The organism is Sinosporangium album (genome assembly GCF_900100605.1).
Classification (GTDB): domain Bacteria; phylum Actinomycetota; class Actinomycetes; order Streptosporangiales; family Streptosporangiaceae; genus Sinosporangium; species Sinosporangium album.
The window spans coordinates 32,781-53,032 of the sequence record NZ_FNCN01000034.1 but is presented as its reverse complement, the minus strand read 5'-3'; the positions used below and the strand labels follow the sequence as shown (position 1 = coordinate 53,032).

The 20,252-nt window shown below is 68.9% G+C and carries 23 protein-coding genes and 1 pseudogene; 13 read left to right on the top strand and 11 right to left on the bottom strand.

Translation table 11 applies throughout. The features are described 5' to 3' along the window. Positions 1-134 precede the first annotated feature (134 nt). Positions 135-1,343, top strand: coding sequence for a cytochrome P450 (locus tag BLQ73_RS25530; RefSeq protein ID WP_093174181.1), 1,209 nt, complete (start codon positions 135-137; stop codon positions 1,341-1,343). A 13-nt stretch (positions 1,344-1,356) separates the two neighbouring features. Here the strand turns inward: BLQ73_RS25530 and BLQ73_RS25525 are convergent, their stop codons facing one another. Both BLQ73_RS25525 and BLQ73_RS25520 read right to left on the bottom strand, forming a co-directional pair. After that, positions 1,357-1,719 (bottom strand): hypothetical protein, encoded by a 363-nt coding sequence (locus tag BLQ73_RS25525; RefSeq protein WP_093174179.1) that lies wholly within the window; start codon positions 1,717-1,719, stop codon positions 1,357-1,359. 141 nt (positions 1,720-1,860) lie between these two features. Beyond that, positions 1,861-3,153: a helix-turn-helix domain-containing protein gene (locus BLQ73_RS25520; protein ID WP_176955676.1), complete on the bottom strand. Its 1,293-nt coding sequence runs from the start codon at positions 3,151-3,153 to the stop codon at positions 1,861-1,863. A 184-nt stretch (positions 3,154-3,337) separates the two neighbouring features. Between BLQ73_RS25520 and BLQ73_RS32780 the strand changes: the two genes are divergently transcribed. Genes BLQ73_RS32780 through BLQ73_RS25510 form a run of 3 tightly spaced genes read left to right on the top strand, consistent with a single transcriptional unit; the run spans position 3,338 to position 5,285 of the window. Next, positions 3,338-3,619, top strand: coding sequence for a hypothetical protein (locus BLQ73_RS32780; RefSeq protein ID WP_176955675.1), 282 nt, complete (start codon positions 3,338-3,340; stop codon positions 3,617-3,619). Then, complete coding sequence (locus tag BLQ73_RS25515; protein WP_245691397.1) at positions 3,609-4,352, top strand: HesA/MoeB/ThiF family protein; 744 nt, start codon at positions 3,609-3,611, stop codon at positions 4,350-4,352. The genes BLQ73_RS32780 and BLQ73_RS25515 overlap by 11 nt, the downstream gene beginning before the upstream one ends. A gap of 12 nt (positions 4,353-4,364) precedes the next feature. After that, entirely contained in the window at positions 4,365-5,285 is a 921-nt protein-coding gene (locus BLQ73_RS25510; RefSeq protein ID WP_093174175.1) for a phosphotransferase, read from the top strand. Between the two features lie 198 nt (positions 5,286-5,483). On the opposite strand, the gene BLQ73_RS25505 is transcribed toward BLQ73_RS25510, so the two are convergent. The 3 genes from BLQ73_RS25505 to BLQ73_RS25495 are packed head-to-tail and all read right to left on the bottom strand — an operon-like array spanning position 5,484 to position 8,109. Then, entirely contained in the window at positions 5,484-5,942 is a 459-nt protein-coding gene (locus tag BLQ73_RS25505) for a GerMN domain-containing protein (RefSeq protein WP_093174172.1), read from the bottom strand. Beyond that, a complete protein-coding gene (locus tag BLQ73_RS25500) occupies positions 5,939-7,432 on the bottom strand; it encodes a sensor histidine kinase (RefSeq protein WP_093174170.1) in 1,494 nt (497 codons plus the stop codon). Before BLQ73_RS25500 ends, BLQ73_RS25505 begins: the two co-directional genes overlap by 4 nt. Beyond that, entirely contained in the window at positions 7,429-8,109 is a 681-nt protein-coding gene (locus BLQ73_RS25495) for a response regulator transcription factor (RefSeq protein ID WP_093174168.1), read from the bottom strand. Before BLQ73_RS25495 ends, BLQ73_RS25500 begins: the two co-directional genes overlap by 4 nt. 122 nt (positions 8,110-8,231) lie before the next feature. On the opposite strand from BLQ73_RS25495, the gene BLQ73_RS25490 reads away from it, so the two are divergent. Continuing rightward, complete coding sequence (locus BLQ73_RS25490) at positions 8,232-8,771, top strand: M15 family metallopeptidase (protein WP_245691396.1); 540 nt, start codon at positions 8,232-8,234, stop codon at positions 8,769-8,771. Between the two features lie 413 nt (positions 8,772-9,184). Here BLQ73_RS25490 and BLQ73_RS25485 read toward each other — a convergent pair whose 3' ends face one another. Then, positions 9,185-9,808 carry a hypothetical protein gene (locus BLQ73_RS25485; RefSeq protein WP_093174166.1) on the bottom strand — a complete coding sequence of 208 codons (624 nt, stop codon included), beginning with the start codon at positions 9,806-9,808 and terminating at the stop codon, positions 9,185-9,187. A gap of 107 nt (positions 9,809-9,915) precedes the next feature. Continuing rightward, positions 9,916-10,065, bottom strand: coding sequence for a helix-turn-helix domain-containing protein (locus tag BLQ73_RS25480; protein ID WP_245691394.1), 150 nt, complete (start codon positions 10,063-10,065; stop codon positions 9,916-9,918). A gap of 241 nt (positions 10,066-10,306) precedes the next feature. Between BLQ73_RS25480 and BLQ73_RS25475 the strand changes: the two are divergent. The 8 genes and pseudogenes from BLQ73_RS25475 to BLQ73_RS25445 all read left to right on the top strand — a co-directional run bounded on the left by BLQ73_RS25475 (position 10,307) and on the right by BLQ73_RS25445 (position 16,042). Beyond that, positions 10,307-11,029: pseudogene (locus tag BLQ73_RS25475) on the top strand (transposase family protein). Between the two features lie 790 nt (positions 11,030-11,819). Beyond that, positions 11,820-12,329 carry a DUF6879 family protein gene (locus BLQ73_RS25470; RefSeq protein ID WP_093174164.1) on the top strand — a complete coding sequence of 170 codons (510 nt, stop codon included), beginning with the start codon at positions 11,820-11,822 and terminating at the stop codon, positions 12,327-12,329. An 8-nt stretch (positions 12,330-12,337) separates the two neighbouring features. Then, positions 12,338-13,195, top strand: coding sequence for a helix-turn-helix domain-containing protein (locus BLQ73_RS25465; protein ID WP_093174162.1), 858 nt, complete (start codon positions 12,338-12,340; stop codon positions 13,193-13,195). A 234-nt stretch (positions 13,196-13,429) separates the two neighbouring features. Beyond that, positions 13,430-13,600, top strand: coding sequence for a hypothetical protein (locus tag BLQ73_RS32770; protein WP_176955673.1), 171 nt, complete (start codon positions 13,430-13,432; stop codon positions 13,598-13,600). A 153-nt stretch (positions 13,601-13,753) separates the two neighbouring features. After that, positions 13,754-13,987 (top strand): hypothetical protein, encoded by a 234-nt coding sequence (locus BLQ73_RS25460; RefSeq protein ID WP_093174161.1) that lies wholly within the window; start codon positions 13,754-13,756, stop codon positions 13,985-13,987. Then, positions 13,984-15,096: a cyclophane-forming radical SAM peptide maturase AmcB gene (gene amcB, locus BLQ73_RS25455; protein WP_093174159.1), complete on the top strand. Its 1,113-nt coding sequence runs from the start codon at positions 13,984-13,986 to the stop codon at positions 15,094-15,096. The genes BLQ73_RS25460 and amcB overlap by 4 nt, the downstream gene beginning before the upstream one ends. Further along, entirely contained in the window at positions 15,093-15,287 is a 195-nt protein-coding gene (gene amcA / locus BLQ73_RS25450) for a multiple cyclophane-containing RiPP AmcA (protein ID WP_093174157.1), read from the top strand. The genes amcB and amcA overlap by 4 nt, the downstream gene beginning before the upstream one ends. Positions 15,288-15,364: 77 nt before the next feature. Continuing rightward, positions 15,365-16,042, top strand: a complete 678-nt coding sequence (locus BLQ73_RS25445; RefSeq protein WP_093174155.1) for a pentapeptide repeat-containing protein — start codon at positions 15,365-15,367, stop codon at positions 16,040-16,042. Between the two features lie 420 nt (positions 16,043-16,462). Here BLQ73_RS25445 and BLQ73_RS25440 read toward each other — a convergent pair whose 3' ends face one another. The 4 genes from BLQ73_RS25440 to BLQ73_RS25425 all read right to left on the bottom strand — a co-directional run bounded on the left by BLQ73_RS25440 (position 16,463) and on the right by BLQ73_RS25425 (position 20,165). After that, positions 16,463-16,963, bottom strand: a complete 501-nt coding sequence (locus BLQ73_RS25440) for a hypothetical protein (protein WP_093174153.1) — start codon at positions 16,961-16,963, stop codon at positions 16,463-16,465. A 42-nt stretch (positions 16,964-17,005) separates the two neighbouring features. Beyond that, complete coding sequence (locus tag BLQ73_RS25435; protein WP_093174151.1) at positions 17,006-18,274, bottom strand: ABC transporter permease; 1,269 nt, start codon at positions 18,272-18,274, stop codon at positions 17,006-17,008. After that, positions 18,271-18,966 carry an ABC transporter ATP-binding protein gene (locus tag BLQ73_RS25430; protein WP_245691405.1) on the bottom strand — a complete coding sequence of 232 codons (696 nt, stop codon included), beginning with the start codon at positions 18,964-18,966 and terminating at the stop codon, positions 18,271-18,273. The genes BLQ73_RS25435 and BLQ73_RS25430 overlap by 4 nt, the downstream gene beginning before the upstream one ends. Before the next feature lie 95 nt (positions 18,967-19,061). Beyond that, entirely contained in the window at positions 19,062-20,165 is a 1,104-nt protein-coding gene (locus BLQ73_RS25425) for an efflux RND transporter periplasmic adaptor subunit (RefSeq protein ID WP_245691392.1), read from the bottom strand. Between the last annotated feature and the right edge of the window lie 87 nt (positions 20,166-20,252).

Genomic DNA, 20,252 nt, shown 5'->3' with positions numbered 1-20,252 from the left:
GGCCCGCGACCCGACCGTGTTCCCGGGAGCGTGAGGTTGCCGGGATGGGGGGATGGATGTGTGCGTGGTTCGACTGAGATGAGGGATATCGACAGGGTCCGCTTTCCCCGCTTTCCCAACGCGCAGGAGGTACGGTGAACGACGTTGTCCGAAATTACCCGTTCCGCAGGGCCACGCCACTGGAGGCGCCAGCCGAGTGGGACGAGCTGTACGACGCGTGCCCGGTGGCCCCGATCCGGCTGGTGAGCGGCGACCAGGCACTCCTGCTGACCCGTTACGAGGATGTGCGACAGGTTTTGTCCGATCCCCGGTTCACTCGGCGGCTGGACGCCGCCGACGCGGCACGGATCACCAGCAACGAGTCCGGCGGCGTCTTCGGCAGCGACATGGCGGTCAAGGACATCGATGCCGGTGAGGGGCACCAGCGGTGGCGGCGCCTGGTGGCCAGGTCGTTCACAGCCCGCCGGATCGCGGCGATGCGTCCGCGCGTCGAGGCCATGGCCGAGCATCTCGTCGACACCATGCTGGCGGCGGGGCCACCCCGCGATCTGCTGGGCGATGTGGGCTTCCCGCTGCCGGTGTGGGTGATCTGCGACCTCCTCGGCGTGCCGGACTCCGACCGCGACCGCTTCGCCTACTGGTCGGACACCCTGCTCAACATGACCTTGTACTCGCAGGCCGAGATCGACGCGGCCCAGGCCGAGTTCGCGGCCTACTTCGCCGAGCATGTCCGCGCCAAACGCGCGAACCCGGGTGAGGACCTGCTGAGCGAGCTCATCGCCGTCGCCGACGCCGACGACGGGCGGCTGACCGAGGCGGAGGCCGTAATCACCGGACAGGGCCTGCTGGTGGCGGGGCACGAGACGACCAGCAACATGATCGGCAAGATGGTCGCGATGCTGCTGCACGATCGGGCCCGCTGGCAGGCGCTGCTCGACGACCCGTCACTCGTGGACGGCGCGGTGGAAGAAGCACTGCGTTTCGACGCCGACCCCGGGGTCGGCATGCCCCGCTACCTGTCGGAGGACGTGGAGGTCGCCGGGCGGAAGCTCCCCGCGGGCACCACCGTTCTGTGCAGTACGGCTGCCGCCAACCGCGACGCGCACGCCTTCGGCCACGCCGACACCATGGACCTGCGCCGCTCGCCCAACGCCCACCTGGCCTTCGGGATCGGCCCTCACGCCTGCCTCGGGCAGGCGCTGGCCCGCACCGAGCTGCAGGTCGTGCTCTCCGTGCTGCTGCGCCGCCTGCCCACGCTGGCACTCGCCGTACCGGCCGACCGGCTGGTCCTCCGCGAAGGGCTCATCGTCGGCGGGTTCGAGGAGGTACCCGTGCGCTGGTGAGGCGGGCGGCCGGTCACACGTCTACCCTCACCAGTTGTAGAGCCTGCGTGCCCACAGATAACTGACCAGGGCGATGCCCGCGCTCCACACCGCCGCCTCCAGGAAGCTGGACCCGGCCGGACGAGGTCAGCGCGGACAGGTGCCGGTTCCAGGTCGCGGAGGCCGCGCTGTTCCACTTGTCCATCACCGCGGCGTAGTCCTCGGGCGTGAGCGTGGCGGCGGGCCGGTCGCCGGCGAGCGCGGTGAGGCGGACGAGCGTGTTGGCGTATCTAGCGCGGGTGGTCTTTGTATGGACGGAGTCGAGGTAGTGGTCGACGGCGGCCTCGACGCTCTGGCTGCCGTCGACGGCCGGCGTCGGGAACTCGTGGATCGACACGCTGGGGGCCCTCCCGCGCCGATGCGACACATAACGTTGCCGAGCCGGGTCCGGCTCGCCGGTCGGCGAGCTGGGCGTCTTTCCGGTAGACGAGGCTCAGTGTGACAGGTAATGCAAGTTCTGTGTCACAGAACTTGCGCCTCAAGGACGACGGAGGATGAGGGAGAGCCTATCGACCCCCCGGACTCTCGGGTGGTGCCTGACCAGCTGCCAGGCGAGCGCGGTGATGCTGGTCCGGTTGACCTCTGGGGGCGCGTACTGGTGAGCGGTGAGCAGCGCGCGGGCTGTCGGTTCCGGCCGTTTGGCCTGCCACAGCACGCGAGCGAAATCCGTGAATAGCCGGGCGCGTCGTTCGACCGTGGCGAACTGAACGGCCTTGAGGTTGCGGCCCGTCTGCAAGGCCGCGCCGGTTTCGCCCAGAGCCCAGTGGATGCCCAGGAGATAGAGGTCGACCTGGGCGGGGGTGACAACGAACCGGCTCGGGGTGCTGAACTCGGTCGGCACCGCGCGGGCGGCGGCGCGAGCCTCCCCGATCAGGGTCATGGCCTGGGTTCGATCGCCCGCCGATGCTGCGGAGTAGGCGCTGGTGCAGTAGATCTGCGCGAGGGTGTTGAGCGCGTCGGGGGTGCGGACGCTGCTATGTTCCAGGGCGGTCGCGGCGTCCAAGCTGACCTGCTCGGCGAATGTTTCGCGTCCTTCGTGGCGGAGGACGACGGCGAGGGACCGGGCGGCCATCGCGACGGCGACGGGATCTTCGGAGAGGGCGGCGTAGGTGGTGGCGCGGTCGGCGGTGAGCCGTGCCGCTTGGGTGCGGCCGGTCTTGTGGAGGGCTTCGGAGGCCAGGTCGTAGCAGCCGGCGAGGATGCTGATCGCGACGGGGTCTTTGCCGGAGACCGTCGCCTGCCTGGTGACGGGGCGCAGGGAGATGCCTGCGGCGGTGTGGGCGTTGGCGAGGAGGTCGGGGATTGCGTCGATCATGGGGGCGAGCCGCCCGGCCGCGAACTGGGCGCGGGCCAGATCGAGAGACCGGCGTACGTGAGTGAGGTCCGCGGTGCCGGCCGTGGTCTTCATCACCGCGAGCGCGTCGTCGACGCGGGCGAGGACAGCCAGCGGGACGGAGATGCCTGCGGACTGCAAGAGTTCTCGTCTGCGCACGTCGTCGTCCTCCCCATCGGTCTCTGCCTCCACACTACGGAGAACGTCGCCAGGCAGGGGGCGCTCCGCCAAGATCGGGGCTGGGGCGATCCCGAGACGAGCGGGCGGGATGTCGAGGATGTCGGCGAGGGCATGCAGGAGGGTGATGTCGGTGAGCGGGGCAAGGCCGCGTTCGAGGCGGGAGATCTGGGCGGCGGAGTAGCCGCACCTGTCTCCCAAGTCCTTCAGCCTCCAGTGTTTCGCCTGGCGGGCAAGGCGCACGATCTCTCCGGGACGCATAGTCATCTCCGGGCAGACGGGAAACTCATCGTAACCCCGACAGGACAGATAGCTCCCACGATTTGCGTGACCCGCAAACCGTTTACTCACCTCGTAAACCGGTCGCCACTGCGGCAGGATCGCGGCGAAGGTGAAGACGCAAGGGCCCCCGGATCGAAGGGGCCATGACCCTTGGGAGCCGTACATGAAGGTGATCTTGCGGGGATATCCCGAAGCGGCATCCGGCCTGGCGGAGGTCGACGTCCCGCTGACCGGGACAGTGCTCCCGGCCACGCTGGTGGCCGCCGTCGAAGAGGCGATGGGCAGGGATGGGCCGAGCATCCACCGGGTGCTGTGGCGGCGGCCGGACGGGGGGCTGCGTGCCACGACCCGCATCCTCCAGGACGGCACGCCGATCGAGCACGGCGGGACGCTGAACACCTACCGGCCGGCGACCCTGCTGGCGGTGCTGCCCTGTGACGGCTGAGACCGCCGTCTGGGCCGACACCCGCTACAGCCGCCAGGAGGCGATGCCCCAGATCGGCACCGGCGGCCAGGAGAAGCTGGCCGGGGCATCGGTGGTGTCGATCGGTGCGGGCGGCGTGAAATCGACGCTGCTGTACTACCTGGCGGCCGCGGGTGTCGGCTCGCTGCGGATCATCGACCACGATCAGGTGGAGCTGTCGAATCTCAACCGGCAGATCCTCTACGACACCGCGGCGATCGGCCGCAATAAGGCCGAGGCCGCAGCCGTCCGCCTCGAGGCGCTGAACCCCGACATCACGATCGAACGGTTCGGCGTCTGGATCGGCGAGCACAACATCGACGACCTGCTCGCCGGGTTCGACGTCGTCATCGAGGGCGGTGACTCGGTTCCGGGACGGCAGCTCGTCAGCGACTACTGCGGCCGGTCGGGCCAGCCGATGGTCCACGCCTCCGCGCAGTACGCCTACGGCCACCTATTCACCTACATCCCCGGCGCAACCGCGTGCTTCCGGTGCGTCTTCGCAGATCTTCCGATGGGCCACGGCGGGCCGGTCCCCGTCGTAGGCTGCGTGACGGGGCTCGCGGGCTGCTGGGGCGCGATGGAGACGATCAAGCTGATTCTCGGAACCGGCCGTCTCAACACCGACGGCTACCTCACGTTCAGCGGGTTCCCCGGCGACACGATGTTCGTGCCCGCGACCGCCCGCCCGGACTGCCCCTGCTCACCTGCCTAGAAGCGAGACCTGATGCCAGCGCTGCGCCCAACCTGGTCCGAACTTCCCACCGGGCTCCGCACCCACGCCGCCCGCCTCCTCGATGCGGACGCCGAGGCGGTGGAGGCCGACAGCCAGGACGGCGGGTTCACGCCCGGCGCAGCGCTGCGCATCCTCCACACCGCCTCGGGGCGGCGCCTGTTCCTCAAAGCCATCCCCGCCGACCATCCCCTCGCGGACGCCTACGATCGCGAGGCCTCCACCATCGAGCGGCTTCCTCGCCAGGGGTTCCGTCCCGATCTGATCTGGGCCGGCCACCTCGACGGCTGGACCGCGATGGCCATAGCGGACGTCGAAGGGCGCCACCCCGACCTGTCGCCCAGCTCGCCGGATATCCCGGCCGTCGCCGCGGCGATCAGCGCGATGTCCGCCAGCCTCGACCCGTCCCCCCTGGACGCCGCACCGGTCGCAGTTCCATCCGGTTGGCGTAGCCTCACCGAGGCCGACCTCGACGGCACCGAACAGGCCTGGGCTATCCCGCACCTGGCTGCGCTCGCCGACCTCGAAGACCGGTGGGCCGAGCGCGCCGCCAGCGGAAAGGCGCTCGTTCACAACGACATCCGCCCCGACAACCTCCTGATCAGGGACAACGGTGCCGTCGTGGTCGTCGACTGGGCCCAGGCCCGGTGTGGGTTCCCCTGGCGCGACACCTACTCCCTCGCTCCCCATCTGGTCATGGCCGGACACACCGCGGCCACCGCCGAGAACGTGCTCGCCGGGCCGCTGGCCGACGCCGACGCCGACCTTGTCACCGCGAACATCGTCGCTCTGGGTGGCTACCTCATCCGTTCCGCCCCCTATCCCGCACCGCCGAACGTCCCCCACCTGCGCCCGTATCAGGCGCGGGCCGCCCGGGCCGCGAGCGCGCTGATCCGCCACCGCACCGGCTGGTGATCGAGGCCCTCGTTTCTGTGAACGCCCAGAGTCTTCGGGTGCCGCCGGAGGCCGTCAGGCCGCGCCGGTCGACGTCGGTCAGCACGTCGGCCGACGCGGGCTCGGCAACGGTGTCGCGGATCATGAGGGTGTTGATGTAGGCCAGGCAGCTCTGCCGGCGTCGACGTGGACGCCTTCGGGATCGGCCCAGCCGGCGGGTCAGCCGTCCAGCGGGCAGGAGTGGGTGCCGAGGGCTTGGCCGGAGAGGGTGACGCGCACCTCGACGGGGGTCTCGGTGCCGGAGGTGGCCGCCGTGCAGGCGATCTGCTGCAGGCCGAGGCGGCTGATCGAGCGGGCACCGCTCAGGGTGAGGGTGACCCGCGGGTAGCCCGTCACCGCCTCCACGGCGAGGCCCTCGGGCAGGTCGCTGCCCAGCCCCTCGGCCTTCTCCTCCGCGGTGGGGCCCGCCACCAGGGCGCCGATCCGGGTGGACAGGTCGTCGAGGCCGTCACGGGTCACCGAGTAGAGGCGCTCGCCGCGCACGAAGAACAGGCGGGGACCCGACCCGAGGCCGTCAGGGCGGGGACCCACCTCGAACGGGGCGGTGGGCCTGATCCCGCACCCCGCCGCCAGTACGGCGAGTACGGCGAGCGCCGCGAGCGCCCGGGACCGTTTCATGAGCGCTCACCCCCGCGTGGGAGGCGCAGCGTGAACAGCGCACCGCCCCCCGGGCGGGAGGCGGCCTCCAGGGAGCCGCCGTGTAGCCGGGCGTTCTCCCAGGCGATCGCCAGCCCGAGCCCGCTGCCGCCGGATCCGGCGGCGGCGTCGCGGGCGCGGGCGGCGTCGCGGGTTCTGGCGGCGTCGCCCTTGACGAACCGCTCGAAGATGCGCTCCCGCGGCCCACTGGGCAGGCCGGGGCCCCGGTCGGCGACCTCGACGACGACGTCGCCGTCTTCGGCGCGCAGCCGTACCTCGACCGGGGGAGCGCCGTGGCGCAGCGCGTTGCCGACCAGGTTGGCCAGGATGACGTCGAAGCGGCGGGGGTCGATGTCGGCGACGATCCCCTCAGGCCCCTCAGGCCCCTCAGGCAGGTCCGCGGCCACGGTGTCGTGCCAGCCGCGGGTGCGCAGGCAGGCGCGGATCGCGGGCGCCAGGTCGACGCTGTTGAGCGTCAGCGCGGCGACCCCGGAGTCGAACCGGGAGATCTCCATCAGGTCCTCGACCAGCCCGGCGAGGTTGCGGGCCTCGTCTCCGACGGTGCGGGCCGCCTCGGGCAGGTCTCCGTCGAGGTGCCCGGCCTCCTCGTCGAGCACGTCGGCGACGGCCATCATGGCCGCCACGGGGGTGCGCAGCTCGTGGGAGACGTCGGCGGCGAAGCGCCGCGCGGCCGACTCGCGGTCGCGCAACTCCTGGAGCGTGCTGTCCAGCGCCGCGGCGGTCCGGTTGAAGGTCGCGGCGAGGTCGGCGAGCTCGTCCTGCCCGACCGGGCGCAGCCGCGCGGTCAGATCGCCTTCGGCCATGCGCCGTGCGACCACCCCCAGCTCACGCACGGGACGCAGCACTCTGCGGGCCGACAGTACGGCGACCGCCACCGCGAGCAGCAGCGCCGCGACGACGATCAGGGCCGAATTCACGGCCATGGTGGACAGCCCCTGCTGCTGGCGCGTCAGGTCGGCCATGACGTACACCTCGGGCGGGTCGGGGTCGCCCACCGGCCGGTCCACCCCGATGGTCGTGCCGACGGCGAAGTACGGCACGCCGCCGCGTTCGAAACGCTGGTAGACCATCCGGTCGCCGGCCCGCACCGTCTCCCGCAGCTCGGGCGGGACTACGGCGCGGGGGTCGGTCCCGTAGGAGCGCTCGCCGTGGAGGACGACCACCATGTCATCACCGGAGGGCATGTCAAGGGTCTCGATGATCTTCATCACCGAGACCTCGTCCAGCGGCTGGTCGAGGCCGGGAGCCAGCTTGCGCAGGGTGTCGTGGACTCGCGAGGCGGCGGCGTCCTGCACCTCCTGTAGGAGCATGGTGCGCGCCTCCCGGTAGGACGCCACGGTCGTCGCCGCCGCCGTCACCAGGGCGAGCGCGGTGAAGGCGATCACCAGACGCGGGTGCAGTCCGCGCAGCCTGCGCGGACTGCGCGCGCCGCGCGGTCCGGGCGGCTTCACCTCGGATCCGGCTGGAAGCGGTAGCCGAACGTCCGCACCGTCTGCACATAGACCGGGCGCGACGGATTCTCTTCGATCTTGGCGCGGAGCCGCTGCACGCAGGCGTCCACGATGCGGGAGTCGCCGAGGTAGTCGTGCTCCCACACCGCCTGCAGCAGGTGCTGCCGCGACAGCACCTGGCCGGGGGAGCGGGACAGCTCCAGCAGCATCCGCAGCTCCGTGGGCGTCAGCGCCAGGGAACGGCTGGCGCGTGTCACCGTCAGCGCCCCCCGGTCGACGGTCAGGTCGCCGTAGACCTCGGGCCCCGCTGCCACGTGTTCACCGCGCCTCAGCACCGCCCGGATCCTCGCCTCAAGCACCCGCGCCCGGATGGGCTTCACCACGTAGTCGTCGGCACCGGCCTCCAGCCCGCTGACCACGTCCAGATCGTCGTCGCGGGCCGTCAGCATCACGATCGGCGTCGTGCCCGCCGCCCTCACCCGGCGGCACACCTCGAACCCATCGATGCCCGGCAGCATCAGGTCGAGCACCACGATGTCGGGCGCGGCGGCTCTCAGGAGCTCCAGCCCCTCCTCGCCCGTGCCCGCCTCATAGAGGTGGTGGCCTTGGCGGCGCAGACCCATGGCGAGCCCTCTGCGCAGCGAAGAGTCATCCTCGATGAGAAGTACGCGAGCCATGCCCCCAGTATCCAGGCGCTCACCTCGTGAAACGGACATCAGCGGATGGCAGCCGGGTTCTGTGGCACGACCATGACATTTCCCGGACATGCGCAGGATGCCGCCCGCCGAGCGTGGGCCGGGTGAACGTGAACAGAACCACGAAGACCTCAATAGCCATCGTGATCATGTTGCTGGCGGGAGCCGCCATCGTGGCGGCTCTCGCCGTACGCCACGACCAGGCGGCCGTGGCGGCACAGCAGGCCGAACCCGCGGTCGCCGCCCCCGTGCCCCGCGAGGTGGCGGGCCTCACCCCCGGCACCCGCCGCGCCTACCTCCGCGCGGCCGAGGCCGCCGAGACTGACGGAGTCGAGATGCACATCACCTCCGGCCACCGCACCCGGAAAGAGCAGCTCGCCGAATTCCAAGAGGCCGTCGACAGGTACGGCTCCGCCGAGCAGGCCCGCAAATTCGTCCTACCGCCCGACAAGTCCGCCCACGTCAAGGGCCTCGCCGTCGACGTCGGCCCGCGCCCGGCCGCCGCATGGCTGGAGGACACGAACGGCAAGTACGGCCTGTGCCGGATCTACACCAACGAATGGTGGCACTTCGAGTACTCCTCCCGCTACGCCCGCGAACGCCGCTGCCCACCCCTCAAACCCGACGCCACCTCCGTCCCCTAACACCGCGCCCGCCGTACACAGCGGTTCCCGCATTCCCTGGGCGGACGGTCCGGTGACGAGGACGGCGTACGCGTAAGTCCCACCCGCGTCGAGTGCGCCCTCACACCACAGGGCCGGTCGCTCAGCGACGCCGGGAACGGCATCGTCCACCGGGCACGGGAGCACCAAGCCGAGGCCATCCAGAAGCGAACCGAGTTCGAAGCAGAAGGCGGGAGAGCCGGGCGGCGAGGCTGATCCCGGCTGGCGTGAGCCCGGCCGGCCTCCCCGCCCGCGTTTCCGCCGTCTGCGCATCCGCTGGGAGGTCCGCGACCACATCGGCGAAGCGTGCATGAAGCCAGCCGGATCATCTGCTGGCGACGTCTCGTCCGCTGAGTTTTCCGTGAGGACCTCTCAGGCAGTTCCCAGATCCCGGTTCAGCCGCTGAAGTCGATGCGGAATCGGTAGAGGCCGTCGTAGGTGGCGCCACGGACGGTGAACGCGGCGCCGCCCGAGCTCACCCGGCCCGAGATCGTCGCACCTTCCTTGAAGGAGTGCAGGTTCACGATTGAACCGAGATTACGGCAGGGCACCAGCGGGGTCTGGGCCCAGAAATGATTGAAGGAGGCCCCCTCGCCGCGGTGGTCGTCGACCAGCTTGCCGGACCAGGAGGTGCCCGATCGGCCTGTGACCCAGTAGCCGAGCAGGAGCCTGGGATCGCGCAGGTTGCCAGCGATGTCCCGGCCCGAACTGGTGACGATGGTGGATGAGCCAAGCTGGAACGAACCGACGGCTCCGATCTTGCCGACGTAGAACTCCCAGTGGAACGGATTGCGTTCGATTCGGCCACCCGTGGACTGGCGAGCGCTGGTGATGAGGCGGGCCGCCGCCCTGTATCGGCTGGTGCCGGCGAATCGGAGGTCCCCTCCGAACTTGCCACCGCAGTAGTCGTAGGTGTCGACCACCACGCTGGCGGTGCCGCGGTAGGCCTTCGCGGCCTGCGCACCGGCCGGGCCGGTCGGCAGCGCCAATGCGAGTACCGCGATCACCAGCGTGACCACTGCCGATCTGCCCCTTGATGCCGTGACAGTCATTAAACGATCCCTCCTAGTCGTAGCGGTACTGTCACAGAGCAAGCGGGTCGCAGATACCCCCAAAAATAGGGTTTTCAGTGGGCGAAGTTCGGGCGCTTGCGGTAGGCGGTGCGGCGGTGCTCCAGCGCCGCGTTGTACAGCTCCCGGTGGTCCTCCAGGCACGCGGCGAGCGCGATCTGCCGGTGCCGGGTCGGGCGCATCAGGAACTTGAACGACCTACGCACGGCCACCACCCCCGGACGGCCGCCCGCACCCCGTCCCGGTGCGGCGCCGCACCGCCCGCGCGGACACGGCACCGGCAGCGGAGCAGGACCGCGACCGCGGGGCGGGCGGTCGGGAACACGGGTGGCGGGAGGTCGACCCTTGGAACCGGTCGGCCGCATACGGCGGCGGGCTCTCCGGCTGCGCCTTGACCAGCAGACGCACGCGGCCGGGCACCACCTCAAGCGCCGCGACCCGCCGGCCGTGCCCGCCGCCGGCCTCATCCGCCGACGCCGCAAGGCGGTCGGAAGCGTCTGGCGTCGGCTCAATCCAGGGCAGCAGGCCATGCTCGTACCGGTCCACCTGCGCAAAGGCGAGACGTTCCGCGAACTCGGAGCCGGTTTCGGCGTCTCGGCGGCGACCGCCTGGCGCTATGTCGAGGAGACCGTCGCGTTCCTGTCCGCCCGATCCCGAAGCTCGGCCGGGTGCTGGGGAAGGCCGGGCGGGACGGGCTGCACCACCTGGTGCTCGACGGCACGCTCATCTGGACCGACCGGGTCAGGGCCGACCGGCCGCACCACTCCGGCAAACATCGCACGCACGGCATGAACCTCCAGGTCATAGCCTCGCCGAAGGGGCACTCCCATGGGCGTCGGGGGCGCTGCCCGGCAGCGTCCACGACCTGGCCGCCGCCAGAGCGGGGGCGTCCTCCGCCGCCTGGAGCAGGTCGGGCTCCCCGTGCTCGCGGACAAGGCGTACCAGGGAGCGGGCGGCCCCGTTGTCACGCCCTGCAAAGGAAAGAGGAAGCCCGAGTCCCAGAAGCGGGCCAACCGGTCCCACTCCCGGCTCCGCGGTCCGGGTGAGCGTGCGAACGCGCAGCTCAAGAGCTGGCGCATCCTCCGCAAACTCCGCTGCAGCCCGAGTAAGGCCGGACACATGTGCAAGGCCATCGCAGTTCTACAGAACTACGAGGTCGCCCGAGGATGAAAAAGGCTCATTGAAAGGTGCACGTCCGGTTCGGGCCGGGGGCCACTGGAGAAGGACCGACGGCCGTCAAGTCGGAACCTCGTCAGTGGCCTACCGGTACTCAAGCGCTCTGACCAGGCGTGTCCTGACAGCGATATCCGGCTCTCTCTGCTTCGGCACGGGGACTGCTGGCGCATCGAGGTTGAGGACCGAGGCTCTTCCTCCAACGTCCCGCGTCTGAAGACGCCAGCTGACGAGTCCGAGCACGGCTGCGGCCTACAACTTGTGGAGTTCCTATCGGGCGGCCTCTGGGGGAGCTACACCTCCGAAGAATGGTCTGTTCAAACGCTGTGGTGCGAGATACCCATCACGATCTTAAGGTCAGCCTGGGCGGTAAGAATCGATCGAAGTGGGGAGCCTCAACAACGACGCCGCGCGGAAACCAGCACCTGTCCGATAAATCCCTGTCTGGGTCTAATGGTAAAAATTTCTTGTTCATAAGCCCTTGACTGCGTGACAACATCAGGGGATGGTCACGTGATAGCTCGACTCATCACCAGGAGGCGCAATCTCATGCAATCGACTGGCGAGAATGTGATCGTTAGCTTCTACTGCAAGGACCCGGACTCTACCGGGACCGAGGACTGCCCAGCGTTCTACCGAACCGACCGCGCTTCATGGATCGTGCAGGGCGACCGGCAGGGCGAACACGTGGAGGCACAGTTGGTGGGCCTGAAGCCCACCGAGACGTTCGTGGAGATCCCTGAGAGGGTGGTCGAGCGAATGGTCATCATGTATGCGAAGGAGCGCTATGGAGTCGATCTCACCGGAGCGTCGCGGCGAGTTGATCAACAGCACACGCCACTACCTCAAGCTTGAGCTGCGTGACAGCTACCAGATCGACCACGACCTCTTGACCACCTGGAGGCATGCCCCATCGACAGTGCTGGCAGGTCCAGCACTCGCTTGGCAAAACAGGGTAGCCGGTGATCTTTCGGCGGGTCGCACCTGGCTGCGGTTGCGTGTGGTGTCTGAACCGCTCTCGGAGTACCACAGGTTCGCGTACGAGTTCGCAGGGCCTGGAGTCGATGCCGGAGAGCAGATGCGTTATCTCCCTCGCCGGCTCGCTTCAGCAATCCCGCTCCCCGGCAACGACTGCTTCGTACTGGACGACCATACGGCTATGTTCAACGTGCTCGATGGAGACAACAACCGTGTGGACATCCAGCTCACCACCGACCCTGACATCGTGAAGTTCTGCCGCGATACCTTCGGTGCGGCCTGGGCACTGGCAACTCCATACAACGAGTACCACGTGTAACCTGCGCCATGACCGAACAGGCAGACGCTGCAAAGAAGGCATTTGGTGTCAGGCTTCGTAACATACGCAAAGATGCCGGAATGCATGCGAAGCAGTTGGCGGAAATGCTGCAATGCCACCCCGCGAAAGTCACTCGAATCGAGTTGGGGCAGTCAAACGCCTCCGAGGACGACATTCGCTCCTGGGCCATCGCGTGTGGGGTCGCCCGCCTCATCCCCGAACTAATTGCGACGCGGCGCGAAATCGCGCTCATGTGGGAAGAGCACCGCCAGGCTATGCGCGCCGGACAACCCTACATACAGGCAAGAGGAAACTCTCTGTATGAGAAGACCAAGCTGCTAAAGGTCTACGAGTCGGGGGTCATCCCAGGCATCCTCCAAACGCGCGGCTACGTGTACGGAGTAATGGAAGCTAACGCACGACTGTACAGTTTGCCCACGGATGACTTGGCAGAGGCTACCGAGGCGCGGCTGTCCCGACAGCATCTAGTCATCAATGGCTCCAACACCTACGCTTTCGTACTGGAGGCCGGAGCGCTCAACGCTTCGATGGGAAACACCGAAGCGATGCATGAACAATTTGACTTCCTTGCCCGAGTCGCCAGGCTGCCAAATGTGGCACTAGGCATCATTCCCCCGGCCAGGCGAAGAATCCTGTATCCCGGAGAGTGTTTCTACATCTTTGATGATCAACTGGTTCGTGATGACCTCTGGACCGGACGCATTCGCACTACCAGGCCGGACGAGATCGCGATCTACTTGAGGGCATTTGAGATGCTGCACTCTATGGCCGTTTACGGAAGCCCTGCCCGAGCGCTGATCGAGGAAGCTCGAAGCCGTCTACCGCAATCAGGCGCAATTCCGTAGCCACTGCGAACCACCCCCTCCTACCGTCGTCTGCATGACCTCAGCACACACCGCGACCCCCCGCGAGGTCCCCGCGAGGTCCCCGCCCAACGGCAGACCACCGAGGGAACGACCGTACAGAACGCCGGCCCGCTGGAGCGGGTCCGGGCCCTCCTGCACGCCGAACGGTTCACCGCGACCCTGATCCGGCTCGGCTCTTCCCCCAACGGCCGCGCCCTGCCCGAGGAGCTGGACGTGACCGACGGCGGCGGGTGGGAGCTGGCGAAGGTCGCGGGCGGGGCGCACAGCCGCCACTACCTGGTGACGCTGCCGCCGCAGGGCAACAAACTGTTCATGGTGCGCCCCGAGGACATCGGCGACATCCCCCGCCTGATCCGCTCGTCGATGATCGCGGGGCCGGCGTGAGCCCCGGCCGCGAGATCCCCGAGTTCCAGGTCAGCGGACAGGAGTCCGGCGAGTGGGAGGCCCGCTGGCAGGACGATCCGTCCGACGCGCCGCCCGCTGCGGCCTCCGGCACCCAGGGGACTGGTCCGAGTCATCACCCGGAAAGGAAGAAGTATGTCCGCAGACGACACCGAAGAGACGCTCGCGCTGGACTGGCTTGAGGGTTCGTTGGAGGAGCTGCTGGCCGTGAAGGCCGACGCCCACGCCAGGGGGATGCACGAGCTGGTGTGGCCGTTCAGCGAGGCGCTGCGGGCCTTGTTCCTGCACCGCCGCTGCTACCGGGCCTGGGACGAGGTCACCGCGCTCGCCCTGGCCTCGGCACGCGCCTCCGAGGAGGACACGAGGTGAACCGGCGATCGGAGTTCGACCGCTGGTTCGGCCCGCCGTCCACCCTGTGCAACCTGGACTGCAGCTACTGCTACCTGCTGCTGCGCCGCCTCAAGCGCGAGATGTCCCCCGAGACGGCCGCCGCGGTGGCCGCCTCGGCGGCCGAACTCGCCGGGAACGGCGGCCCGCTCGGCATCGTCTGGCACGGAGGGGAACCGCTCGCGCTCGGCCGGTCCAGATTCGCCGCGCTGCTCGCACCGTTCGAGGACCTGCGCCGATCCGGGCGTGTCAGGCACTATGTGCAGACCAACGCCACCTTGATCGACGATGAGTGGTGCGATCTGCTGGTCCGCCACGATTTCCGGGTCGGGGTGAGCATCGACGGGCCTGCGGTGTTGAACGCGCGGCGGGTCGATCTGCGCGGCAGGCCGGCGTCCGTCAGGATCGTGCGCGGGATCGAGCGGCTGCGCGCCCACGGGATTCCCTTCTCGGTGATCGCGGTGGTGGGTGCCGAGGGCGTCTCGGAGCCGGATGCGCTCCTGGACTTCCTCGCCGGCCTCGGCCCGCACACCATCGGGCTGAACGTGGAGGAGATGGAGGGCGTCAACAGCACGGCGGTCTCCATCGCCCCGCAGCAGGCCGAGCGGTTCTGGACGGGAGTCCTGGAATGGTCCTGCCGCCGCGACGATGTCCCGGTGGTGAGGGAGCTGGAACACCTGGCCGAGTACCTCGGTCTGGTTCGCAGCGGACGGCGCGAGGAGTGGGACGGTCGGCGTCTGGATCCGATCCCCACCGTGTCATGCGACGGGGACGTGGTGCTGCTGTCGCCGGAGCTGGCCGACACCGCCGATCCCGGCTACGGGGACTTCCTGGCGGGCAACGTCCGCCACCAGAGCATCGCCGGCATGCTCGCCCAGGCGCACCGGCTGCGCTACGTCCAGGAGTTCATGACCGGTCTGTCCCGCTGCCGGGCCGGGTGCGACTTCTGGGACTTCTGCCGGGGTGCGCAGGCGGCCAACAGGTATTTCGAGAACGGCAGCCTCGCCAGCACCGAGACCGCCTACTGCCGTCTGACCCGCCAGGCCCTCGCCACCGCACTGTCCACCGCCGCAGCCAAGGAGCAGCCGTGACCGTTCTGGAGTTCCTGGCCGCCACCGACTCGGACGCGGTCCGCGACCTGATCCGTTGCCACACCTCCGGCAACACTGTGCAGGCACCGGTGCAGGCCAAGTTCGACAACAGGCCGTCGTGGGACAACTGGGCCAAAAGTCCCGGCCCATTCGACAACAGGCCATCCTGGGACAACTGGAGCAAGAAGTAACCAAGTGCTCGGCGGTGGACGCGTCGAATCGCCGAGCGCTCACCTGCGGGTACCTCACGCTGAGAGGCTAAGATCCTATGCAGAACATCCGTACCGTGCGCCGGACGCACGTCACGCTACCCGGTCTGGATGATGCGGACCTGAACGAGATCGGTTCGCTCGGGGAGAGCGACCTACGTGAGTTCGCCTACTCCGGTGGACGCCTGCGCGAGCTGTCCCTGTCGAAGGTTCAGCTCGTGGAGGGGCGCGTCACCGGCCTCGCCGCTCAGCGCATCCACCTGGACGGGCTGCGCCTGAACTCGGTGGTGTTCTCCGGATGCGACCTGTCCGGCCTGTGCTGGACCGACAGCCGACTCACCCGTGTGGTCTTCACCGACTGCAAACTGCTCGGCGCCGCCTGGGAGGTGGTGACGCTGGAGGACGTGATCTTCGAGCGGTGCAAACTCGACCTCGCCGTCTTCACTCGCCTTCGTGTCGCCGGGCCGGTCGTCTTCTCGTCCTGCTCCCTGCGCGAGGCCACCTTCACGGCAGCCGACCTGAGCGGAGGTGTGACCGTCGACGACTGCGACCTGACATTGACCGAGTTCGACGGCGGCAAGTACCGCGACCTCGACCTGCGCGGCAACGACCTGTCCGCCCTCCGGGGAGTGTCCTCGCTCCGCCACGTCGTCATCGACCGGTCGCAGACCCCGCAGCTCGCCGAGGCGCTGGCGGCCGAGCTTGAGGTCGTCTACGGCGAAGACCTCAAGGACTAGCGAGGAGGAGAGATGGGTGTGCGGTCGCTGTTCGACCGGTTCAGCGATATCCTGCCGATGATCTACCGTGCTGCGGCTCGCGATCTCCTCCGGTCGCTCAGTTCCCTGCGGGTCGCTGCGGGGCGAGTTGCCGGCAGGCGTCCATGGCCTTCTGCATGTCCGCGGACATGTTCGGCCGCTGGCGCGGTTCCCCGCTCGGCCGCGGCTCGCCGCTTGGCCGTTGGCGGGGCTCGCCGCTCGGCCGCGCGGACGGGGCGCCATCTGGACCCCGGCCGCTACCCGGCCCACCACGAAGACCGCCTTCCGGCAGCTCTACGCCGTGCTCCTTCATGCATTCCCGAAATTGCGCGTTCGCGTCTTCCGGCGTGGTGCCGCAGCCTGCAAGCGACAGCAAGACGGCCAGCATCAGCGGGATTGATCTCATCGTGAAACTGCTCCTGCCGTCCTGATGGAGGTAGCGTTCACCGCGCCGTTCGCGCTCTTCCGGCCCTGCACGACGATGGCCCTGCCCTTCTTCAGGTCGGCGAGTTTCCCGGTGACCTGGATGGTCGTCTGGTCATCTGTGGTCACGACGACCTCGGTGCCGTCGGCGGTCTCCAGGTGGACCTTGGTGCCGTCGATCTTGGTGATCGTCCCGGTGGTCATTCCGCCGCCCATACGACCCATCTCGCCGGGCCCTCCGCTGAAGCCGCCGCCCGGCTGGCGGGGGCCTGCGGGCAGCTGCGGCCCCGCCGTACTGCTGGTCGTGCCGAAGTTCTTCTGCGCTTGAATTCCGAGCAGCACGCCGGCCACCAGCACGACCCCGGCGCCCAAGGCGAGCGTGATCTTGGACGCGCCGTTGCGTGGCCGGGCACGCAAGGAGGCGTCGAGATCGCCGGCGAAGGGGGAGGTCTCCAGCACTTTCATCTCATCTTTGTTCATCAGGTTTCCTCGCTCATGCGCCTGGAAGGGGGAGACGGGCGCCTATTCATGGCGAAGCGCCTGGATCGGGCGGAGCTTGGCAGCCCGGTTGGCCGGGTAGCTGCCGAAGAACAGGCCGATGCCCACCGAGACGCCGAGCGCCAGCGCCACGGAGGAGGGCACGATCACCGGCTCGATCCCGGCGATGGTGAACTGCGCCCCGGCCACCGCGACCGCCACTCCGGTCAGGCCGCCGACCAGGCTGAGCAGGGTCGCTTCGAGCAGGAACTGGCCGAGGATCGCGCCGCGTGAGGCGCCGATGGCCTTGCGGATGCCGATCTCCCTGGTCCGCTCGGTCACCGTGACCAGCATGATGTTGGTGATGCCGATGCCGCCGACCAGGAGTGAGATGGCCGCGACCGCACCGAGCAGCACGGTGAAGGTGCCGGTCGCCGTGCTGACCGTTTCCTGCAGGGTGGCCTGGTTGAGGATGCGGTAGTCGGCCGAGCCGGTCGCGGTGATGCCGTGGCGCTGGTTGAGCACCGCGGTGATCTGCGACTGGGCGTCGCCGGAGGCGGAGGCGGAGGTCGCCTGGACCAGGATCGAGCCGAGCGAGCCGAAGCCGGTCAGCGACTGCTGTACGGCGGGCAGCGGCGCGATGGCCAGGTCGTCGGCGTCCTGCATGCCTCCGGCGGAGCCCGACTCTTTCAGAACCCCGACCACGGTGTACGGCACGCCGGAGATGGCGATCGCCTTGCCCACCGGCTCGGTCCGGCCGAACAGCGCCTCGGCGACGGTCTTGCCGATGACCACGATCTTGCGAGCGGCCACGACGTCGGCGTTGACGAAGTACTGGCCCTCGGCGACCTGCTTGTTGGCGGCCTCGAAATAGCTCGGATAGGTCCCGACCACCTGCGAGATCGTGTGGCTGGCGCCCTCGTGGGTGGCTGCGGCGGAGTTGGCCGTGACGACGGGGGAGACGCTCTTCACCGCGGGGAGCTGGGTCTTGTCGGTCAGGGCTTTGGCGTCGGCGAGGACGAGCGGGCGGGCCTGGGTTCTGGGGCCGCTGTTCTGCCCGCCGCCCGGCCGCGCCATGCCTCCGCCGCCTCCGCCTCCTCCTCCGCCGCCGGAGAAGGAGGGGGAGATGGTCAGCGTGTTGGCGCCCAGGCGCTGGATGTTCTGGGTGATGGAGCGCGAGGATCCTTCACCCACCGCCACCAGCAGGATGACGGCGGCGACGCCGATGAGGATGCCCAGGGTGGTCAGGGCGCTGCGTAGCTTGTTGGCCACCAGGCCGCGCAGGGCGAAACGCAGGATCTCCAGCCCGTTCATCGCGCCGCCTTCAAGGGGCGAGGAGGCGGTCCGTCGACCGGGGCCTGGCGGAGGTCGTCGATGATCTGGCCGTCGACCAGGCGGATGACCCGCTTGGCGTGCGCGGCCACATCGTCCTCGTGGGTGATCAGCACGATGGTCCGGCCGGAGTCGTTGAGCTGGTCCAGGATCTCCAGCACGTCGGCGGTGGACTTGGTGTCGAGGTTGCCCGTGGGCTCGTCGGCCAGGAGCAGCGCGGGCGCGGTGACCAGGGCCCTGGCCACGGCGACGCGCTGCTGCTGGCCGCCGGAGAGCTGGTTGGGGTCATGGTGGATCCGATCGGCCAGGCCCACCTGGTCGAGGGCGGCCAGGGCGCGTGTGCGGCGCTCGGCCGTACCGACTCCGCCGTAGGTGAGCGGCAGCTCCACGTTGGCCAGGGCGCTCATGCGTGGGATGAGGTTGAAACTCTGGAAGACGAAGCCGATCTTGCGGTTGCGGAGGATGGCGAGCCGGCGCTCGTCGAGCGCGCCCACGTCTACACCGTCTATCAGATAACGGCCGGAGGTGGGCACGTCGAGGCAGCCGAGGATGTTCATGAGCGTGGACTTGCCGGAGCCGGAGGCGCCCATGATGGCGACGTAGTCGCCCTGGTAGACGTCGAGTGAGACGCCGCGCAGCGCCTGGACCTGCGCGTCGCCCTCGCCATAGATCATGAATAGGTCCTGTACACGGAGCACGGGGTGGGGTTCCGCATGCGCGGTGGTACGGCGGGCCTGCGCCGAGGCCTCGCCGCGCTTGGCGGGGGGCTTCATTGGCCGCCCCTCCCGCCGGGAGGCGCGACATTACCGGGGAAGCCTCCGCCGCCGCCGGGGAAACCGCCCATGCGCTGGTTGCCGTTCTGCGTGGCAGCCGAGGCGGGCGGCACGATCTGGTCGCCCTCGCTCAGTCCCGCCGTGATCTCGGTCAGTGAGGTGCCTTGGACTCCCACGGTGACCGGAGTCCTGACCTGGCGGCCGTCTCTGAGCACGGTGACGCTGCTCTGACCGCCCGCGGTCGTGATGGCGGTGGAAGCGACGGCTATGGCGTTCTCCGCCTTGCCCACCTCGACGGAGACTGTGGCGGTCTGGCCCAGCCGGACTTCGTCCGGCACATCGGTGAAGGCGACCGTCACGGGGTACTGGACCACGTTGTTGCTCGTGGCGGCAACGGGATCGATCTGGGTGATCTTCCCTTCGCCGGTCACACCGGTCAGGGCGTCGAATGAGATCGAGGCGGTCTGACCCACTTTGAGCTTGGTGACATCCGATTCGGTGAAGGAGCCGACAAGCTGGAGCCGGCGGGTGTCGGCCAGCTCGATGAAACCACCGGCTTCTGCCGTACCGGCCCCTCCTCCGGACGAGGCAGACGAGGCGGACGAGCCCCCGACAGTGCCGTTCACCGCGGTGACGGTGCCGGCGAAGGGAGCCTTGAGGTCGGTAGCGGCCAGGGTGCGCTGGGCCTCCTTGTAGGTGATGTCCGCCTTGACGTAGCCGGCGTAGGCACTCGCGCTGGACTCGCTGTCCTCGGCGGCGGCCTTGAGGCCGGCCGCGGCGGACGCGACGCTCTCCTGCGCGGCGTCGTCGTCGAGCTCGGCCAGGATCTGCCCGGCGGTGACCTTGTCGCCCGGCTTGACGTGGATCTTCTCGACCGTACCGCTGGTGCCGAAATTGAGCGACCTGGCACGGGCGCTCTCCACCTTGCCCGAGGCAGAGACGGAGGCGATGACCGTGCCGCGCGAGGCCGTGAACGTCCGGACCGTGACCTGTTCCGTGGAGTCGCCTGGGCCGAGCGTCTGGTAGACCGCGCCGGCACCGCCCAGCAAGAGTATTCCCAAGGCCCCGTTGGTGATCAGGCCTCTGCGTCTGAACTTCACAGTGGGGGACCGTGGCACGCAGGTTTGTGAGCCTGCTGTGGATCTCCCATGGATTTCCTGTGAAAGCAGGCTCACAGGAACCCATGG